Raw genomic sequence first — 18,102 nt, forward strand, 5'->3', positions numbered from 1 at the left:
TCACTAACTCGCAGCGGAGTCAGGCTAACCGTCCCTGGATAGGAGAACCTATCCATTTAGGCTAAACGAATCGCACATCAGCCTTAATATTAAAACATAATGATCAGCAACAACTCAACTAAAACATCTCGCGCTAAACTGCTAGAGGACTGATACCAATTTAATGTGAAGTTGCACATATCTCGATCCCCCTAAATCCCCCTTAAGAAGGGGAGTAGGGGTTGACTTTGAGCGGAATCTTGTCCCCCCCTTATTAAGGGGGGCTAGGGGGGATCTGATTCTACGGGGCCTCATAAAAAATTGGTATGACAAGCTTACCCAGCACGAGTAAAAGTATATTTGATTATGGTGAACCGTCTTGCTCAATCCCAAAGCCTTTACCTGCGGAAACACGCCGAAAATCCGATCGACTGGTGGCCCTGGTGCGACGAAGCCCTAGAAGCGGCCCGAAGCGAAAATAAACCGATTTTCCTGTCAATTGGCTACTCTAGCTGCCACTGGTGTACGGTGATGGAAGGAGAAGCATTTTCCGATCGCGCGATCGCCCAATACATGAATGAGCATTTTATACCGATAAAAGTCGATCGCGAAGAACGCCCGGATATCGACAGCATTTATATGCAAACCTTGCAAATGATGACCGGTCAAGGCGGTTGGCCGCTCAACGTTTTTCTCACTCCAGACGAGCGAGTTCCCTTCTACGGAGGCACTTATTTCCCCGTAGAACCGCGCTACGGACGGCCGGGATTTTTAGAAGTTTTGCAAGCAATTCGCCGCTTTTACGACACAGAAAAAGGCAAAGTAGAAGCCTTCAAAGCAGAGATTTTAGGCAACCTCCAACAGACGGCAGCGCTGTCAGGAGTAACCGCAGAATTAAATCGCGAACTCTTCCAAAAAGGCTTAGAACTCAACACGGGAATTGTTGCGGGCAGCAACCCCGGCCCCAGTTTTCCGATGATACCTTATGCTGAGCTAGCACTGCGGGGAACGCGATTTAATTTTGAATCAAAATACGACAGCAAACAAGTCTGCACTCAGCGCGGATTAGACTTAGCATTGGGCGGCATTTACGACCACGTAGGAGGCGGATTTCACCGCTATACGGTTGATGCGACTTGGACTGTGCCACACTTTGAAAAAATGCTCTACGACAACGGTCAAATTGTTGAGTATTTAGCAAATTTGTGGAGCGCGGGAATACAAGAACCCGCTTTTGAAAGTGCGATCGCGGGGACAGTAGAATGGTTAAAGCGAGAAATGATTGCGCCAACAGGCTATTTTTATGCTGCACAGGATGCGGACAGCTTTACCCCCCCAACCCCCCCTTACCAAGGGGGGGCAGAAAATTCAACCCCCCCTTATCAAGGGGAAACAGAAAATTCAACCCCCCCTTACCAAGGGGGGGCAACGGGGGGGTCAGAACCGGAAGAAGGAGCATTTTATGTCTGGACTTATGCCGAACTGGAACAACTATTAACTGCTGAGGAATTGGCAGAAATTAAAGCACAGTTTACTGTTAGTCGCAGCGGCAATTTTGAAGGCAAGAATGTCTTGCAGCGCCGCCATCCGGGCAAACTAAGCGACAGGGTAGAAAAGGCTTTGGCTAAACTCTTTGCTGTGCGTTACGGTGGCAATCCCGATAGTGTAAAAACCTTTCCGCCAGCCCGCAACAATCAAGAAGCTAAAAACGACAGTTGGCCGGGTAGAATTCCCGCCGTTACTGACACGAAAATGATTGCTGCTTGGAATAGCTTAATGATTTCGGGCTTGGCCCGCGCGGCGGCTGTTTTTGGAAATTGGGAATATCTAGAATTAGCTGTGAAAGCGGCTAATTTTATTTTAGACAATCAGTGGACGGATGGGCGGTTTCAGCGGTTGAATTATGACGGACAATCTGCTGTTACCGCGCAGTCGGAAGATTATGCTTTGTTTGTGAAAGCTTTGTTGGATTTGCACCAAGCGAGTTTGACTTTAGGCAACGGGGAAGAGGCAAAACAGTTGCCGAATTCTCAGTTTTGGTTGGAGAAAGCTGTGCAGGTGCAAGAAGAATTTGATGAGTTTTTGTGGAGCGTGGAATTGGGAGGATATTACAATACTGCTAAGGATGCTAGCGGAGATTTGTTGGTGCGGGAACGCAGCTATATAGACAATGCAACTCCGGCGGCGAATGGAATTGCGATCGCATCTTTGGTTCGCCTCGCGCTGTTGGGCCCGAATTTGGAATATCTCGATCGCGCGCAACAAGGTTTGCAAGCTTTCAGCAGTATTGTACAAGATGCTCCGCAAGCTTGTCCGAGTCTACTTTCGGCGATCGACTGGTATCAGCATTCTACCCTGATTCGCACGACTCCCGATCGAATTGCTGGGTTGATTTCTCAGTATTATCCGACTGCTGTCTGTCAGATTGAGGCTGATTTGCCTGAAGGGGTTATCGGGTTAGTTTGCGAGTGTTTGACTTGCAAGGAACCGGCGAAAAGTCAAGAGCGGCTGTTGGAGGAAATTTTGCAAAGTCAAACGCGAGTTTAGCACCAATACTGTCTATATTATTGAACCGCGAAGACGCGAAAAACGCGAAGGAACAAGGAGGAAGCAGAAGGAAGAAGTAGATTATCTTCTACCGGGAAGGAAGTACATCTTCAATCGGCTCCTCAATAGACTTTTTGCAAAAGTCCTTTTAAGCAAATTTTCGGACGGGCAAGATGCCCATCCCACAAGAAAAAAAACTTTTTGTGGGATGGGCATCTTGCCCGTCCCAGCTATTTTTGCAAGAGGTCTAATCTTCCAAAGAATCTCAGTGGCTTCAGCCCGCTTGAGTGTCAACAAATGCAGATACTTTCCGGCGGCACGGCAACTCGAACGCTGTCGCCGACTTGGTGTCGCTGCAAGTCATCTCTGTGCAAGTTTTGTCGGCGAAGGGCGATCGAACTTTTAGCAGTCAACCGCACCGTATAGCGCGTATCAGTGCCAATATAAATAGCCTCTTCTACTATTCCCGGCCAGCTATTTTCATCGTCATAATTAGCCGGATAAATAGCAGCTTTTTCTGGCCGCAACACCAGGGTGACAACTTTCCCAGCGGGCATATCTTCTGCTGTCGCAACTAACACGGGCAACTGCTGGTCAATTAACACGATTATTTGACCGTTTTGCTTTTCTACTACTCGACCACTTAAAAAATTACTGTCGCCAATAAAATCAGCAACAAACCGCGTTTTAGGATATTCATAAATATCAACAGGCGTCCCAACTTGTTGCAGTTTTCCTCCATCCATCACTGCAATTCTGTCCGACATCGTTAGTGCTTCTTCCTGATCGTGAGTTACATAAATAAACGTAATTCCCAGTTTTCGCTGCATTTTTTTTAATTCTAATTGCATCTCTTTACGCAATTTTAAATCCAGCGCTCCTAGGGGTTCATCCAACAGCAACACAGACGGCTGTTTGACTAATGCTCTTGCTAGTGCTACTCGCTGCTGCTGTCCCCCTGACAGTTGGCGGGGATAGCGTTTTCCTACCTCGGTTAACTGTACTAATGCTAAGGCTTCAGCAACGCGATCGCGAATTGTTTTCTGAGGCAAATTCTCCATTTCCAACCCAAAAGCGACATTTTGTGCTACTGTCATGTGCGGAAATAAAGCATAGTTTTGAAATACCGTATTTACTGGGCGGTGAAATGGCGGGCGATTTTGCATCGGTTGGCCGTGAATGTAAATTTCGCCGGCGGTGGGAATTTCAAAACCGGCAATCATTCGCAAAGTTGTAGTTTTGCCGCAGCCGGAAGGGCCGAGTAAAGAAAAGAATTCTCGATCGTAAATTTGCAGGTTGATGTTGTCTACAGCTAAGAAATCTTGACTGCGGGCACTTTTAAATACTTTGGAAACTTCTAAAACTTCGACAGAGTGCATTGTGTTAGTATATCTTAGGGATAAGCAATAAAAATTTGAGTTCGATCCCGGTTAAACTGATATTTTACACCATTCTCAATTACTTGTTTAGGAACGGGCATCTTGCCCGTTCCACAAGAAATTTATTCTTTGTGGAACAGGCATCTTGCCTGTTCTTGACGGGCAAGATGCCCGTTCCACAAGAAAGAAATTTATTCTTTGTGGAACAGGCATCTTGCCTGTTGTTGAGAATGGTGCAACTCCAAAACAAGCTAAAAAATTAAGTAAACCAGCCCCGGCAGAAACCTGTTTTATATCTACTTTCCGGCCCCTGCTTTAACTTCCGTCCAAGCTCGATCGTACAATGCAGTTGCTTTCCCGACATCCTCCAATAATTTCATTTTGCCAAACACCTCAGCCGGCGGGTAAATTTGAGGATTTTTCAAATCGTTCGGGTCAATTAAACCTTTATCAATTGCTGCTTTGTTGGGCGATCCGAAGTGGGTAAAATTGGAAATTTGGGCGCCGACTTCTGGCTGCAAAACAAAGTTAATAAATTTCTCCGCTAACTCTTTCTGGGGCGCACCTTTGGGAATAGCCATGTTGTCAGAAAAAATGATTGTTCCTTCTTTGGGAATAGCGTAACGGAGATTAGGATTTTCTGTCATCACTTGGAAAATATCACCGCTCCATTCCATTGTCAAATTTACTTCTCCTTGATCCAGCAGATTTTGCCCGGTGTCGGGGACAAAAGCTGCAATGATATTGTTACTTTTAATCAGCAAATCGCGGGCTTTATTAATCTCTTCGGGATTGGTTGTATTTGGGTCAAATCCTAAATACATTAAAACTCCTGCTAATGTGTATCTAGCATCGTCTTGCCACGCGACTTTTCCGGTATATTTAGGGTCGAACATCACCCCCCAACTGTTAATTTCTCCCTGGACTGTTTTCACGTTGTAGCCAATTCCCATAGTTCCCCACTGGTAGGGCAGCGAATATTTGTTGCCTGGATCAAAAGCTTGATTGATAAACTTAGGTTCTAGGTTCTTTTGGTTGGGAATGTTGTTTAAATTCAGCGGCTCAATTAGATTTTCCGCGATCATGATTTTCACCATGTAATCGGCAGGAAATATTAAGTCGTAACCGGGGTTTCCCTGTTTGAGTTTGGCATAGAGTGCGTCGCTGTTCTCGAAAGTGTCGTATTGAATTTTAACATTGTTCTCTTTCTCGAATTGGGCGATCGCTTCTGGGGCGATATAACTTGCATAATTGTAAATGCTGAGCACTTGCTGTTGGTTGCCACCTGTGGGGCTACAGCCGAAAGCCACCGTTGCACTCATCACAAACAAAAGTAGGAAAGTCAGCAGGCGTTTCATAGGTTTTGTTAGTTGCAGACAAAAATAATTATGACACAGAAAGCAATTTTTTTAAGTTTTCTGAACTTTTAACGATGATACAACGAGCAACAAAGAAGCCAACAACATCAAAGTTGAAATGGCATTAATCGCTGGCGTCACTGAGAATTTTATCATGCCATAAACAAATAATGGTAGCGTCATGGAACCGACGCCGGTGGTAAAAAATGTCACGACAAAATCGTCTAGCGACAGAGTAAAAGCCAGCAGTGCCGCGCTGAAAATAGCGGGCCAAATCAGAGGGAGAGTGATGCGCCAAAAAGCCCGCCATTCGTTAGCGCCTAAGTCAAAAGCTGCTTGTTCTAATTGAGGATCTAGTTCCGCCAAACGCGCCCTGACAGTAATAGTCACAAAGGAAATATTAAAGACAACATGACCGATAATTACGGTAGGTAAGCCGAGATTCAGGCGAATTCCCGTGAGATTTTCTACGATCCGAAATACTAGGGTAAAGAAAACTAGCAGCGAAATGCCGATCGTAATTTCGGGCATGATAATCGGCAAAAACAGTAAAGCTTCTACAGCTTTGCGCCCCGGAAAATGAAAGCGTTCGAGTGCTAGGGCGAGCATTGTACCAAAAATTGTCGCTAACACCGTCGAAATAGCTGCAATTAGCAAGCTGTTGTTAAGTGCTGTCCAGATTCCGGCGCTGCTACTCGTAGCAATCGTCGCGCCTGCATTGCTAAACAAACTGCGGTACCAATCGAGGGTAAAACCGCGCCAAACAGCATTGAATCTGGAGGCGTTAAAGGAGTAAATAATTAAGATGAGAATTGGCAAGTAAAGAAAGGCTAATGCTAGTACAGCTTGTACCCAAAGCCACTTTTTGCCGATCGCCCGCACGAGTAAATCTAGTTTAGTCATTAGTCAAAAATAGGTTAGCCTGTAGGGGCGGGTTTTACAGACAATCTGTGCCTAAGACCAATAATCTCATAAACCCGCCCCCACCCAACTGTAAATCTCAATCTACCTGTTTAAGTTTCATCAGACACGCGGAAGTAAATTAACACCGGAATCAATATGATTACCGTTAACAGCATAGAAAGCGCCGAACCAAAAGGCCAATCGCGGGCTCTCATAAACTGATTCTGAATCAAATTTCCCACCATAACTGTTTTAGAACCACCTAATATATCCGGTGTGATGAAAGCGCCGACAGCGGGAACAAAAACCAAAATTGAGCCTGCAACAATCCCGCGAGTTGTTAACGGTAAAAAAACGCGCCAGAAAGTGCGGATATCATTTGCGCCTAAATCGTGAGCGGCTTCTACCAATGAAAAATTGAAGCGTTCTATGCTAGAATATAAAGGCAAAACCATGAAAGGTAAATAGCCGTAAATAAGACCGATCGCCACAGCGAAAGGCGTAAAAAGCAAATTTAACGGTTCGCTAATAATTTGCAGGCTTTGCAAGGCTGTGTTAACTACTCCTTCGCTACGCAGCAGTATGATCCAGGCGTAGGTTCTCACTAAAAAATTAGTCCAAAATGGAATAATTACTAGCAAAAGCAAAGCATTTCGCCAGCGAGGAGAACGGGTGGCGATGAAGAATGCTAGGGGATAGCCAACTAATAAGCAAGTGGCTGTTGTTAGAAAAGCCAGCCAGAGCGATCGCCCAATTACTCCTAAGAAAAGTCCACTGAACAAACGCTGGTAGTTGCTGAGAGTAAATATCCAAGTAACGCCGCCGTAAGTACCGCGTTCTAAGAAACTGTACAACAGTACAATTAGCACGGGCAAAATGAAGAAAACCATCAGCCAGGCTGTAGCGGGAAATAAGAGCAGCAACAGGTTAGTTTGCTGGCGGTTTTTGACACTCATTATTTACTCAAGCGAAATTTAGCACATAATGCAACACATTTTATATCAAATCCGCATTTTATGAATTATGTCATCATTAATAAATTATCAAGAGGTACGCAATGTCAGCAGAATCGTCAACCCCCAAAATAGTCGTCGTCGGTGCAGGATGGGCCGGTTTAGGCGCTACCTATCACCTAGCCCAGCAAGGCTATGATGTCACCCTGCTAGAAGCAGGCCCTTATCCGGGTGGCTTAGTTGCAGGGTGGAAAACCGCCGGCGGGCGTTCCGTAGAAGCTGGGATTCATGGCTTCTGGTATCCCTACAAAAATATTTTTTCCCTAGTCAAAGAATTAGGACTCGATCCCTTCACACCTTGGACTCGTTCTTGTCAGTATTCACCTGCGGGATTGGAAGTAGAATCGCCAATTTTTCAGGACGAACCGCGCCTTCCCACACCGTTAGGAACCTTTCTTTACACCAGATTTAAAAGGCTGCCATTAGTCGATCGGCTTTCAGCCTTACCCTTACTCTACGCCGTCCTAGATTTCGACAATTCCGACGAAGCTTGGCGCAGGTACGATCGCGTCACAGCCCGCGAACTCTTCAAACAGTTTGGCGTTTCTGCAAGACTCTACCGCGATGCTTTTGAGCCTATGTTATTAGTAGGTTTATTTGCACCCGGAGAACAATGTTCTGCCGCCGCCGCTTTGGGAATGCTTTATTATTTCATATTAGCACACCAACCGGATTTTGATGTAGTTTGGTGTCGCGGAACAGTCGGAGAAAAAATCTTTCGCCCCTGGGTCGAGATCCTGGAAAAACTCGGTGCAAAAGTATTGACAAAGCAGCGAGTTACTGATTTAATAGTTGACAGCAACAACCGAGCCACAGGCGTTGTTTGCGGCGAAGAAACCTTCGAGGCAGATGCAGTTATTTTTGCAGTTGGCGTCACGGGAATGCAAAAAATTATCAGCAGCAGCCCAGCTTTGCAAAGTCGCCAAGAGTTTCGGGATGCGATGAATTTGGGTGCAGTTGACGTGTTAGCGGTTCGCCTGTGGTTTGACCGAAAAATTGACATTCCCCTGCCTTCTAATGCCTGTTTTGGATTTAGTTCAACTACAGGTTGGACGTTTTTTGATTTGAATGCTTTGCACGACGAATTTCGAGACGAACCGGGAACAGTTGTCGAAGCTGACTTTTATCACGCAAATCAATTAATTCCCCTAAAAGATGAGGAAATAGTTTCCTTAGTTCAGCGGGATTTAGCGACTTGCATTCCGGCTTTTCGGGAGGCAAAAGTAATTGACAGCAGCGCGATTCGGCTGTCGCGGGCTGTGACGCATTTTGCCCCTGGTAGCTATCAATATTTGTTGCCGGCAGTAACAAGTTATGATAATGTATTGATGAGCGGCGATTGGGTTGTGACCCGCCACGGTTCTTGGTCGCAGGAAAAAGCTTATGTTACTGGTTTGGAAGCGGCTAATTTGGTGATTTCGCGTTTCGGAATCGGAAACAAAGCGGCAATTATTCCCGTGGAAGCTGACGAACCGCACATTCAAATCGGGAGAAAGATTAATCAGTTTACTCGCAGTATGACTAAAACTTTCATTCCCGATTTTTGGCTGCCATAAGAAGAAGGAAATTCTGCAACGCATTTAACAGATATCTTGCACCATTTTCAATTAGCCGTAGGGGCGGGTTCGCCAACAGCCTTAAAGCTTGCAAATAGGTTCTATAAACCCGCCCGACCCCACGAAAAATCCTCTTATTGATATTGCTGCAAGATGTCAGATTTAACTGAGATGTTAGGAAGAATGGGGATTCCCGTCTGGTTAGCTAAGGATCGCGAATTAAATAACTTACAATTTTAATTGTTATTGTGGGATGGGCCTAAGAGCCCGTCATGAGTGGACGGGCTCTTAGGCCCATCCCACTTTCAAGAGTGGAAGTTATTTAATTATCATTCCTAAGAGGCCGATCGCACTAAAATGACTGTACAGTCGCACCCGCGCGCCACAGCTTCCGGGATATTCCCGTGAATCACCTGCTTCAGCAGCCCTTCCCGGCTCGCTCCCAGGACGATCGCATCGCACTGATCGTTCTGAGCCAAATCAATTAAAGCATCAGAAACCGATTTAGCGCAAACCGAAGTCGCTATTATCGAACAGCTAACCCGGCGCTTGATAAACTCCGCTGCTTGCTTTAATTCTCCGCGATCGGGTTCTGCAACAGAAGGCTGATGAACCTGACACAATTTAATCTCCGGTACAGCACTCGCAGCCACCAAAGCAGGTAGCAACCGCAAAGCCGCAGCTTGCTTGTAACTGCCGCGAATAGGCACCAACCAGCGGTGCAAACCCATCAGCGTATGCAGCCCCAATTCTGGGGCTGGAATGTCTGAATTCGGCAGGGAAAGTTCAGTGTCAGGAGTTGCTGATGAATCTGAGGATCTCGCCAATGGGGGATTATCTGCGCCCTCAACTTTTTCGGGATTTAACTCCCATTCGATAGAGGTATATTTCCGGCCGCTAAAAGCGCCGGAAAACTCATTTTTCTGACGTGTTGCTAATAGTTTTTCGCTCCATTTAACCAAAATTACCTCGCAGCCTGCTTGCCGAATTACGGTATCGACCACATCGCCAAAAATGCGTTCTTTTGTGGATAATTCGCCTTGCCAGCCCATCAAAATCAAATCGATATGTCGCTCCTTAATTGTCTCCAAAATCGCGTTAGGCACGTCGTGAGCTACCCGTATTTGGGTGTGTACTGGCAAGTTCAAATTGCGAACAATTCGCTCGGCTTGTTGTAGCAGGCGGCGGCTTTTGGTTGTCCGCACTGCGCTTTCGGAGGGGGAACTGTTGCGCGGTACTATGATGATTTGCAGGCATTCTAATTCGTAATTACGATCGCGCGCAATCGCCGCCGCCAGCCGCAGCAAAGCGGGTGCTGTTTGGGGGTTGGAAAGCGGCACTAATAAGCGGCCGTTTCCGACTTGCGGAGCCCTGGTTTGATAGACAACATAGGAAGGTTCTGGATGCGGGCCCTGGGTTGTTTCTCCGGTGAGGCGATCGGATTCAACTCGGATAATGTCGCTGCGGGTAATAATTCCCACCAAACGCCGGCCTTCTACGACTGGCAAACGGCTGATATTGTAGTTGTTGAGCCTGTACAATACCTCGCTTAAAGTATCCCTTGCTTTGACTGCGATCGGCCCTACAGTCATAAATTCTTTAAGCAGCGAGTTGCCGGACAAATTGCGATCGCTGGCATTTGCCAAATCGGTTTGACTGACAATTCCGACTAATTTGCCATCTTCAACTACTGGAAATCCTCGGTGGTGCGATCGCGAAAAAGCCTGCATCACTTCATCGAAAGTCAGCAGACTCGAAAGAGTTTCAACTCGGCGCTGCATCACGTCATCTGCGTGCAAGTCGCTCAAAGTATTGCTGGCAGCTTTTGCCTTTGTCAGTTGAATGCCGTTAAACTCCAAAAGGCGATCGTAAAAAGAGCCACTGTCCACCTTTTCCGCCACCAAATAAGCAACTACAGAACAGATCATCAAAGGCAGCACTAATTTGAAATCCGCCGTAATTTCAAACACAATCACTACCGCAGTAATCGGCGCCCTAGAAACCGCACAAAAAAACGCTCCCATTCCCGCCAAAGCGTAAGTTACCGGCAAACCGACACCCAGGGAATCTGCCTGCACAATTCCCACCATGTGACCGAGTGCAGAACCCATAACTAGGGCAGGGGAAAACAATCCTCCCGGAGCTCCAGAAGCCGAGGAAATAATTGTTAGAAAAAAGTGAGCTATAAAAGCAATTAAACTCGTTATCCCGCTTGCTTCGCCTGTCAGCATAAACTCCCGTAAACCCGTATTATCGCGGAAAGTTGCTGGGAGAAAAGCTATTACTGAACCGCAGATTATGCCAGCTAGAGCCATTCGCACGGGCAAAGCTAATTTGAGCGATCGCCTGTTAAATTGCAAGCTAGCCATAATCCCTTTGGTGAACAAAGCTCCCAGCCATCCCGCTAAAACTCCTAATAGTATATAAAACGGGATTTCCTGAGCATCAAAACTGGTTTGGTACGCGCGAAGGTTCAAATTTAAACTATCGCCGCCCAAAAGCTGCGAGACAACGGCACCGATAAATGAAGCGATAATTGCAGTCCCTAAAGTCAATCCCGAAACGTCGTGCAGCAGTTCTTCAACTACAAACAAAACTCCTGCAATGGGAGCATTAAAACCAGCAGCCAATCCGGCAGCAGCACCGCAAGCAATCAATTGTCGGCGGTAGTCTGGGGAAGTCGGCATCAAGTGACCTATCCAGCCAGCCAAAGATGCTCCTATTTGCACAGTAGGGCCTTGCCTGCCTAAAGTTAAACCGGAACCAACTGCTAAAATAGTCGTCAGAAGTTTGGCGACAGCTACTCGCAAATCTAAGGAAAGATTGACTCCGCCAAGAGCAGCTTTGACGTGAGGAATGCCACTGCCGGCAGTTTCGGGAGCAAAACGCTCAATCAATAAACCAGTCAGCAACCCGCCGCCTAAACCGACACTGGGCAGTAATATCCAAGCTGGGATTAATGTCGAGGTAGCAACTCGCCAACTGCCGAGCCATCCGACTCCCGACTTTAGCAAAACACCAGCCAGTCCCGCCACTAAGCCGATCAGACAAGCTTCAAAAATGGCTAGGCGTTTCGGCCGTAAAAAAAGTTGAGATTTGATAACCCTGGAAGGTTCCCTAAATTGTTTAGGGATAGTTATGTACGGCATAAATAGCGTAGATGACCTGAGAATTGTCTGCTCGATCGCACTTTAGCAAAAAATCCTTCGACTTAGCAAAATATAACTCAATACGGTTCAGATAATAGCGTTTCCGGTTGCATCGGAATCATAAAATTTAGTCAACACTTAACACTCAAATATTCAGTTTTTCGACACCGAGTCAAGAGTCAACACTCAATAGTCAACAGTCAACAATCATTCCGGTGTAACCCGAATTGATATAAGACACTCATGGAGACCAAACCATGTGAAAAACATACACTGCGTTGGCGAAGCCTGCCCGAAGGGCTTATGCTTCGCCTAAAGCTCGCAAGGACAAAAAAAACATTAACTGAACCGTCTTGCCCCTTGCCCAATCTATCAGAGTGCCATAGCAGTCAAAACTCACTACTTCAAATTGATTAATTTCTAGCATAGTTTGCTTCGATTTTAGGGTTGATATTCCGCAAAAATTTCAATTTTTCCCACAATGTTTTGATTAAATTGAGCCAATTCTTCTGCCGGAATCCAATATTCTTGGTGAATCGAACTGCCCACATTTTGAACTGGATATTTTTTTAAGAATTCTGCCGCAACCCGAAAGCGCGTGACATAGCCGAAATATCCCGATGCTGCATCTCTTGTATTCCAATCTCTCGCGATTTGTATGGCATATGCTTTGTGGAGTACGGGATAAAAAATAGGCTGAAAAGACAGTCGCGGCGGAAATGCCAGAAAATCGCTTTCTTTAATCAGTTCCATTTCTTTTTTGCCGACGGCTCGGAACAGCGTTACTGTCTCTTGATCTGATATATTGATATTTTTAAACCAAGCTTTCCAACCGTCCCAATTGTGAACTATTTTAGCCAATTCAGCGTAACCGGCGGCGCGGGGATGGGAAACGTCATTTTCGGTAAGTTCTTTATGCCAAATTTCCGAGTTTTGCAGCGGGGTGCAAACATCTAAATAAGGCACATTTAACTCGTTGCAAACTTGGGCAAACTGTTCGGATAAGTTGGCAATCCGCCTTGTGCGATCGGCATCAATAACTGGCGGTGGCCCTACCATTAATACTGGAAATATTTCTTTGGCTGACGTGAGAATAGAGCGAGCATTTTCAATTGATTTTTCAACTTCTATGCGATTTTTTTCGTTTTCTCGGTAAGTGTCGTTGACGCCAAAGGAAAATACTATTCTGCCGTCAGCGTAGTGAGGTAAGCGGCAAGAAACTTCGTTGAACCAACGAGTTTCTATATTGGCACTGGTTTCTCCCCTTATTCCTAAATTGTAGTAGGTAATATCGTGTCCTTGTCCGCAAGCGGCCGCGCAAATCCGTCCTGTCCAACCGAGACATTTTGGATCGCAAGTACCGTTTACAAAAGAATCGCCGATAAAACAAATACGCATATTATGTGTGGGAATTGTTGACTGTTGACTGTTGACTGTTAACGGATGATTGCTGACAACTGGCTACTAAAAACTGCCAACTGCCAACTGCCAACTGACTACTAACAACTGACTTTAATTCTTGCCGATGACGGACAATCCTTCTACAATTAGAGACGGTGTTTGGCAAGAACCGTTCCACTCGGAGTCTCCTCCCAATTCTACTAATTGTTTGAGGACGCTGTAAACATTGCCAGCTACCATTGTGTCTTTGATTCTGCCGACTATTTGACCTTTTTTGACTCGGTAGCCGAGATCGACGTTAATTGAAAAATCGCCGGAAATTCCGGCACTGCCGCCAAGCATTTGATCGACTACAATTCCGTCGTCTAATTTAGCGATTAAATCGATTAGCGATCGCGAACCTGGTTTAATCAAAACATTGAATAAACTCGGCGTGGGATAGCTGCCCAAACCTGGGCGAAATCCGTTGCCGGTGGTGCCACTGCCCAAGGCTCGACCGGTGGTACGATCGGTATAAAATAGCTGCAACACTCCGCTGTTGATAAAGACGATCGCCCGAGTGGGAGTACCTTCGTCATCAAAAGGACAGCTATAGGGCCCGATATCCGGCTGCTGCGAGAGGGTGACAAGGGGCGATGTCACTTGTTGGCCTAATCGATCGTTCCAAGGCGAAGCGCCTTCGAGTACCTGTTTGCCGTTCAACGCCGCACAGACAGTCCCCCACAGCAAGTCGGCGGCTTTGGCTGTAAACAGCACCGGCACCCGGCCCGTGGGGGGGGCTACATTTTCTTTCGCCCATTCCAAACGCTGCAAAACCCGCTTGGCGCTGGTGTTTAAGTCGAGGGTGCCGCGTTCGGTTTCGCCTTCCCAAATGTTGAGGAAATCTTCTCCCCGCACTAATTCTGCTGATAAGTAACCGCTGAGGGTGGTGTCGGTGTGACTGGAATCCAAGCCTTTGGTGTTCACCAAGCGCGTGTTCTCGATTTCGCAGTCGAGTTCGGCGGTGCAGAGGCTTTCTGGATAAGCTTCGCGGACGATCGCGATCGCCTCTTTTCCCCAGTTTACTAGCTGTTCGGCCGGCACCGACACTCCGCGATCGGGATAAACAACTTTCTCACCGGTGCCGAGTTCGATGGTTTCCGGTTCGTTAAGTTGCGAAAGCGCGATCGCCCTGTCCACCAAAATTTGCGCTTCCACGGGCCCGTAGGCCACCGCCAAACCCGGCCGCCCATCCCGCCACAGCCGCAGGGCAATACCTTCTGCTTGGGCGGTTTCTAGCTGTTTGAGGCGGTTTGCTTCAAAAAAGACCGGCCGCGAGAGCGATTGCGATTCCAATACCTCAGCAGCTTCTGCACCTGCTTTGGTGGCTAGTTCTAACAGTTGTTCTGCTGATTGGTGATTGGTCATTGTTCTCGGTGGTTGGTAATGGGCGGTTCGATTTTCGATTTTGGATTTTCGATTAAAGAATTGGCAATAACTTACTGGATATGGGTTGGGTGCACGGGTCTACATTTAGATTCTTTTGGGAAAACTGGTGTAATTGGCTATAACCAGATTTTACAGTCATTGGTCATTAGTCATCAGTTAATAATCTACCGTCATTAGTCTAGAGTTAACAGCTATATTGACTCATAACTAATGACTAATGACTCATAACTAATGACTAATGACTAATGACTAAATAGTTAGTTCGTGCAGCAGCCAAAATCCTGCAAAAGATTCCGATTCGGGATTCGACTGAATTGCTAAGAAATGTACTTTTTTTGCTTGGTTTTTCGCGGCTTCAAATCCTTTCGCTTCTCTCTCAGTTGCTGCGTCTCTGACACTCGCTAAAATCCAGCGATCGTTAGCTCCCGTATCTAATACCAGCCTAGCGGGTGGGCCGCTCTCAAATTTCAGGAAAGCCAACTCCAAGCCCGACATCCAACCTGCCAGGGCTGTTGCTCTCGACGAGTAGATAATTAGTCCCGGAATTTGCGTTTCTGGGGCGAGGCGTGTCATCGGCAGTCCGAAAGCTTCGCCAAATCCGATATCCCACTCGGACATTTCGTCAAAAGCTGCGATCGGCAAACTCACAAACGCCCATTTTTCGCCGATTAAAGCATCCGGCAGCGCAACTGGCGTTTCGGGTACAAATTGAACGCTGGGGTTCACAACCGGTTGATAGCCCGGTTCGGCGGGATAAACGTCTTGCATCCGTTCTTCCAGCCACAGGCTGAGGGCGAGGGTGCGGCGGCTGCAGGCGGCGGGAATGTCCAAGTCATCGCAGGCTTTAGTAATCATGTTCGCCATTTGGCGGCGGAAAAAGCGGATTTTTTCGGGGCGTTTCGGTGCTGCGGCGATCGCATCTTTAATAGCACCCGCCAGCCACAGGGAATTTACGGTAGAACTGGAGCAGAATTGCGAGTAGCGAAACAGAGATTCGGCCTTGTCGCCTACATTCAGCGGGCTTTCGCAGATCAACACTTCCCATTTTTTTTTCTCTCGCTCGTCTATGATTGGACGGCTGTAAAAGTCGAGTTCCCAAATAGTAGCCATGCCGCGCTGTTAAAAATTAATCCTTTCTCATGTTACCGGACAGCGGGCAAGTTTCTGATTCTGACAATATAAGGCTGATTTTCACTTTCAAGGGCGATCGCACTTTCTCAAAGATTGCCACTCTCCCTTGCAGCTTCCCGTGTAATTTTTGGCAGGAGTGCACAACCGGAAGCATTAGCAACTCTTCGGAGAACTGTCGCGGAGCAATCTCAACACGCGATCGTTTGTTAAACTTGTGCAAGCCAGGGAAAACAAACAGTATAGCTTGATTCCATGAGACAAATCATTCTCGAAAAGATTGTTTCTACCTTACAACCTTTAGATTTTGTTCTCGGTTTATGGCAAGGAGGTTCAGCAGCCCACGGATACACCGACGAGTGGTCAGACCTCGATATTGCGGTTGTGGTTGAAGATGACTGCGTGGAAGAAGCATTTGAGATTGTTGAAAAAGCCCTCGCAGAAATTGCCGAAATCGAACTCAAATATCGAGTTCCCGAACCCGCTTGGCACGGTCAGTCGCAGTGCTTCTGGCGGCTGAAAGAAACCCCGCCGTTTTTGCTAATTGATTTCGCCGTTTTCCGGCGCAGCCGCCGCAACGATTTCCTGGAAATAGAGAGACACGGGAAAGTGCCGATCGCCTTTGACAAAGCTAATCTAATTGTACCGCATCCTGTCGATAAAAGCAAACATTTATCTACAATGCAGTCGAGATTAAACGACCTTAAAATCCGTTTTAATTTGCTGCAACCTCTGGTTAAAAAAGAGATTTATCGCGAACATTTAGTAGATGCGATCGGCAACTATCACAACTGGACGCTTCTACCATTAGTCGAACTGTTGGGCATGATTTACCGTCCCCACAGATACGACTTTGAACTAAAATATTTTAGCAGAGATTTTCCGCGCCCAATAGTCGATCGCGTCACACCGCTTTTCTGCATTGCCAACCTTGAAGATTTGGCAGTAAAACAGCAAATAGCTGAGGCTTTTTTTGCAGAAAGTTTACCGCTTGCACAAGCTAATTTTTCCTCTGACAATGCCCTGACACTACCGCAATAGGCTCAAAATTTAGTACCGAAAGCGATTAATATAGTATTATCAACTTATATCTTGCACCATTGTCAATACTCCTTTTTTGAACAGGCTTTTCGGCCTGTTCCACAGGAAAATCTACTCTTTGTGGAACGGGCCGGAGAGCCCGTTATTGAGAAAGATGCAAGATGTGAGATCAACTTTAAAGATTAACATCCCATGACAAAACTCAGCGTCAACATCAACAGAATCGCCCTCCTCAGAAACTCTCGAAACATCGGTATCCCCAGCGTTACCGAAGCCGCAAAAACAGTAATTGCTGCCGGAGCTCATGGCGTTACAGTCCATCCCCGCCCCGACGAAAGGCATATCAAAGCCACCGATGTTTACGAATTAGCTAAAATGCTAACCGTTGAGTTCAACATCGAAGGAAATCCGTTTCAGCCGCCATTTATGGATATAGTTTGCGACGTAAAACCGGCTCAGTGTACCTTGGTGCCGGACGCTCCAGACGTGCTAACATCGGATAGCGGTTGGAATATTCCCGAAAATCGCGATCGGCTCTTACCAATCATTGAAAAATTAAAAGACAACGGCATCAGAGTCAGCTTGTTTATGGACGCAGATGCTGCTCTCATGCCGCTAGCAAAAGAAGTTGGAGCAGACAGAGTAGAACTGTACACGGAACCCTACGCAACTGCTTTTCGCGAAGGTAGAGTAGACTTTGTTTTTCAACAATATGTCTTAGCAGCTAAAGCGGCTCAATCAGCCGGTTTAGGGGTGAATGCCGGACATGATTTAAATTTGCAAAACTTAGCTAAATTTTGCTCTATTCCTGATATACTAGAAGTATCAATTGGTCATGCTTTAATTGCGGAAGCGCTAGAAATGGGGTTGTCCAACACAGTACAAGCTTATCTGCAAATCCTGGCAGGTTCGTAGTACAATTTAACCTCGTGTGGTAGGGCGGATTTGGTAGTGATTAACTGGTTTTTGTCAGAAATAATAACTCAATCCGCTCTACCAAGATACAGTATCAAAATTTACGCAAAAAATGGTTTAATACGCTAGAAATATGCTAAGGTGGGGTTCGCAGCGCCCTAGATAATTAAGCGATCGTCAATCAATTTTAGATTTTAGATTTTAGATTTTAGATTTTAGATTTTAGATTTTAGAATTGAAGCATTGAAGCATTGACCACGGATAAATACGTTCGGCAAGTTTCATCGGATACAGGTTTTTTATTT

The 18,102-nt window shown here is 46.3% G+C and carries 12 protein-coding genes; 4 read left to right on the plus strand and 8 right to left on the minus strand.

Going from position 1 to position 18,102, the window contains the following annotated elements; translation table 11 throughout:
• Positions 1 to 345 precede the first annotated feature (345 nt).
• Positions 346 to 2,526: a thioredoxin domain-containing protein gene (locus tag QUB51_RS07325; RefSeq protein WP_333211843.1), complete on the plus strand. Its 2,181-nt coding sequence runs from the start codon at positions 346 to 348 to the stop codon at positions 2,524 to 2,526.
• 290 nt (positions 2,527 to 2,816) lie between these two features.
• Here QUB51_RS07325 and QUB51_RS07330 read toward each other — a convergent pair whose 3' ends face one another.
• The 4 genes from QUB51_RS07330 to QUB51_RS07345 all read right to left on the minus strand — a co-directional run bounded on the left by QUB51_RS07330 (position 2,817) and on the right by QUB51_RS07345 (position 7,122).
• Positions 2,817 to 3,905 (minus strand): ABC transporter ATP-binding protein, encoded by a 1,089-nt coding sequence (locus QUB51_RS07330; RefSeq protein WP_333211841.1) that lies wholly within the window; start codon positions 3,903 to 3,905, stop codon positions 2,817 to 2,819.
• Positions 3,906 to 4,201: 296 nt separating this feature from the next.
• Positions 4,202 to 5,263, minus strand: coding sequence for a spermidine/putrescine ABC transporter substrate-binding protein (locus QUB51_RS07335; RefSeq protein ID WP_333057993.1), 1,062 nt, complete (start codon positions 5,261 to 5,263; stop codon positions 4,202 to 4,204).
• A 51-nt stretch (positions 5,264 to 5,314) separates the two neighbouring features.
• Positions 5,315 to 6,166 carry an ABC transporter permease gene (locus QUB51_RS07340; RefSeq protein ID WP_333260438.1) on the minus strand — a complete coding sequence of 284 codons (852 nt, stop codon included), beginning with the start codon at positions 6,164 to 6,166 and terminating at the stop codon, positions 5,315 to 5,317.
• Between the two features lie 110 nt (positions 6,167 to 6,276).
• Entirely contained in the window at positions 6,277 to 7,122 is an 846-nt protein-coding gene (locus QUB51_RS07345) for an ABC transporter permease (RefSeq protein ID WP_333260441.1), read from the minus strand.
• 101 nt (positions 7,123 to 7,223) lie between these two features.
• On the opposite strand from QUB51_RS07345, the gene QUB51_RS07350 reads away from it, so the two are divergent.
• Positions 7,224 to 8,735 carry an FAD-dependent oxidoreductase gene (locus tag QUB51_RS07350; RefSeq protein ID WP_333260444.1) on the plus strand — a complete coding sequence of 504 codons (1,512 nt, stop codon included), beginning with the start codon at positions 7,224 to 7,226 and terminating at the stop codon, positions 8,733 to 8,735.
• A gap of 335 nt (positions 8,736 to 9,070) precedes the next feature.
• Here QUB51_RS07350 and QUB51_RS07355 read toward each other — a convergent pair whose 3' ends face one another.
• From QUB51_RS07355 to QUB51_RS07370, 4 genes are all read right to left on the minus strand, one after another.
• Positions 9,071 to 11,884, minus strand: coding sequence for a chloride channel protein (locus tag QUB51_RS07355; protein ID WP_333057997.1), 2,814 nt, complete (start codon positions 11,882 to 11,884; stop codon positions 9,071 to 9,073).
• 441 nt (positions 11,885 to 12,325) lie between these two features.
• Positions 12,326 to 13,282 carry a GDSL-type esterase/lipase family protein gene (locus QUB51_RS07360; RefSeq protein WP_333057998.1) on the minus strand — a complete coding sequence of 319 codons (957 nt, stop codon included), beginning with the start codon at positions 13,280 to 13,282 and terminating at the stop codon, positions 12,326 to 12,328.
• Positions 13,283 to 13,396: 114 nt separating this feature from the next.
• Entirely contained in the window at positions 13,397 to 14,692 is a 1,296-nt protein-coding gene (locus QUB51_RS07365; RefSeq protein WP_333211829.1) for a TldD/PmbA family protein, read from the minus strand.
• Between the two features lie 270 nt (positions 14,693 to 14,962).
• Positions 14,963 to 15,823: a Tab2/Atab2 family RNA-binding protein gene (locus QUB51_RS07370; RefSeq protein WP_333211827.1), complete on the minus strand. Its 861-nt coding sequence runs from the start codon at positions 15,821 to 15,823 to the stop codon at positions 14,963 to 14,965.
• Between the two features lie 273 nt (positions 15,824 to 16,096).
• On the opposite strand from QUB51_RS07370, the gene QUB51_RS07375 reads away from it, so the two are divergent.
• Together QUB51_RS07375 and QUB51_RS07380 are read left to right on the plus strand one after the other, a co-directional pair.
• Positions 16,097 to 16,882 (plus strand): nucleotidyltransferase domain-containing protein, encoded by a 786-nt coding sequence (locus QUB51_RS07375; RefSeq protein WP_333260447.1) that lies wholly within the window; start codon positions 16,097 to 16,099, stop codon positions 16,880 to 16,882.
• Between the two features lie 192 nt (positions 16,883 to 17,074).
• A complete protein-coding gene (locus QUB51_RS07380) occupies positions 17,075 to 17,797 on the plus strand; it encodes a pyridoxine 5'-phosphate synthase (protein WP_333058002.1) in 723 nt (240 codons plus the stop codon).
• Positions 17,798 to 18,102: the final 305 nt, after the last annotated feature.

Source organism: Microcoleus sp. AT8-A3, assembly GCF_036705675.1.
GTDB lineage: Bacteria > Cyanobacteriota > Cyanobacteriia > Cyanobacteriales > Microcoleaceae > Microcoleus.

Bases quoted from the DNA above. Each gene is read 5' to 3' on its own strand.
- QUB51_RS07355 (WP_333057997.1), bottom strand. From the start codon at position 11,884: ATGCCGTACATAACTATCCCTAAACAATTTAGGGAACCTTCCAGGGTT.
- QUB51_RS07330 (WP_333211841.1), bottom strand. From the start codon at position 3,905: ATGCACTCTGTCGAAGTTTTAGAAGTTTCCAAAGTATTTAAAAGTGCC.
- QUB51_RS07380 (WP_333058002.1), top strand. From the start codon at position 17,075: ATGACAAAACTCAGCGTCAACATCAACAGAATCGCCCTCCTCAGAAAC.
- QUB51_RS07365 (WP_333211829.1), bottom strand. From the start codon at position 14,692: ATGACCAATCACCAATCAGCAGAACAACTGTTAGAACTAGCCACCAAA.
- QUB51_RS07370 (WP_333211827.1), bottom strand. From the start codon at position 15,823: ATGGCTACTATTTGGGAACTCGACTTTTACAGCCGTCCAATCATAGAC.
- QUB51_RS07360 (WP_333057998.1), bottom strand. From the start codon at position 13,282: ATGCGTATTTGTTTTATCGGCGATTCTTTTGTAAACGGTACTTGCGAT.
- QUB51_RS07345 (WP_333260441.1), bottom strand. From the start codon at position 7,122: ATGAGTGTCAAAAACCGCCAGCAAACTAACCTGTTGCTGCTCTTATTT.
- QUB51_RS07340 (WP_333260438.1), bottom strand. From the start codon at position 6,166: ATGACTAAACTAGATTTACTCGTGCGGGCGATCGGCAAAAAGTGGCTT.
- QUB51_RS07350 (WP_333260444.1), top strand. From the start codon at position 7,224: ATGTCAGCAGAATCGTCAACCCCCAAAATAGTCGTCGTCGGTGCAGGA.
- QUB51_RS07335 (WP_333057993.1), bottom strand. From the start codon at position 5,263: ATGAAACGCCTGCTGACTTTCCTACTTTTGTTTGTGATGAGTGCAACG.
- QUB51_RS07375 (WP_333260447.1), top strand. From the start codon at position 16,097: ATGAGACAAATCATTCTCGAAAAGATTGTTTCTACCTTACAACCTTTA.
- QUB51_RS07325 (WP_333211843.1), top strand. From the start codon at position 346: ATGGTGAACCGTCTTGCTCAATCCCAAAGCCTTTACCTGCGGAAACAC.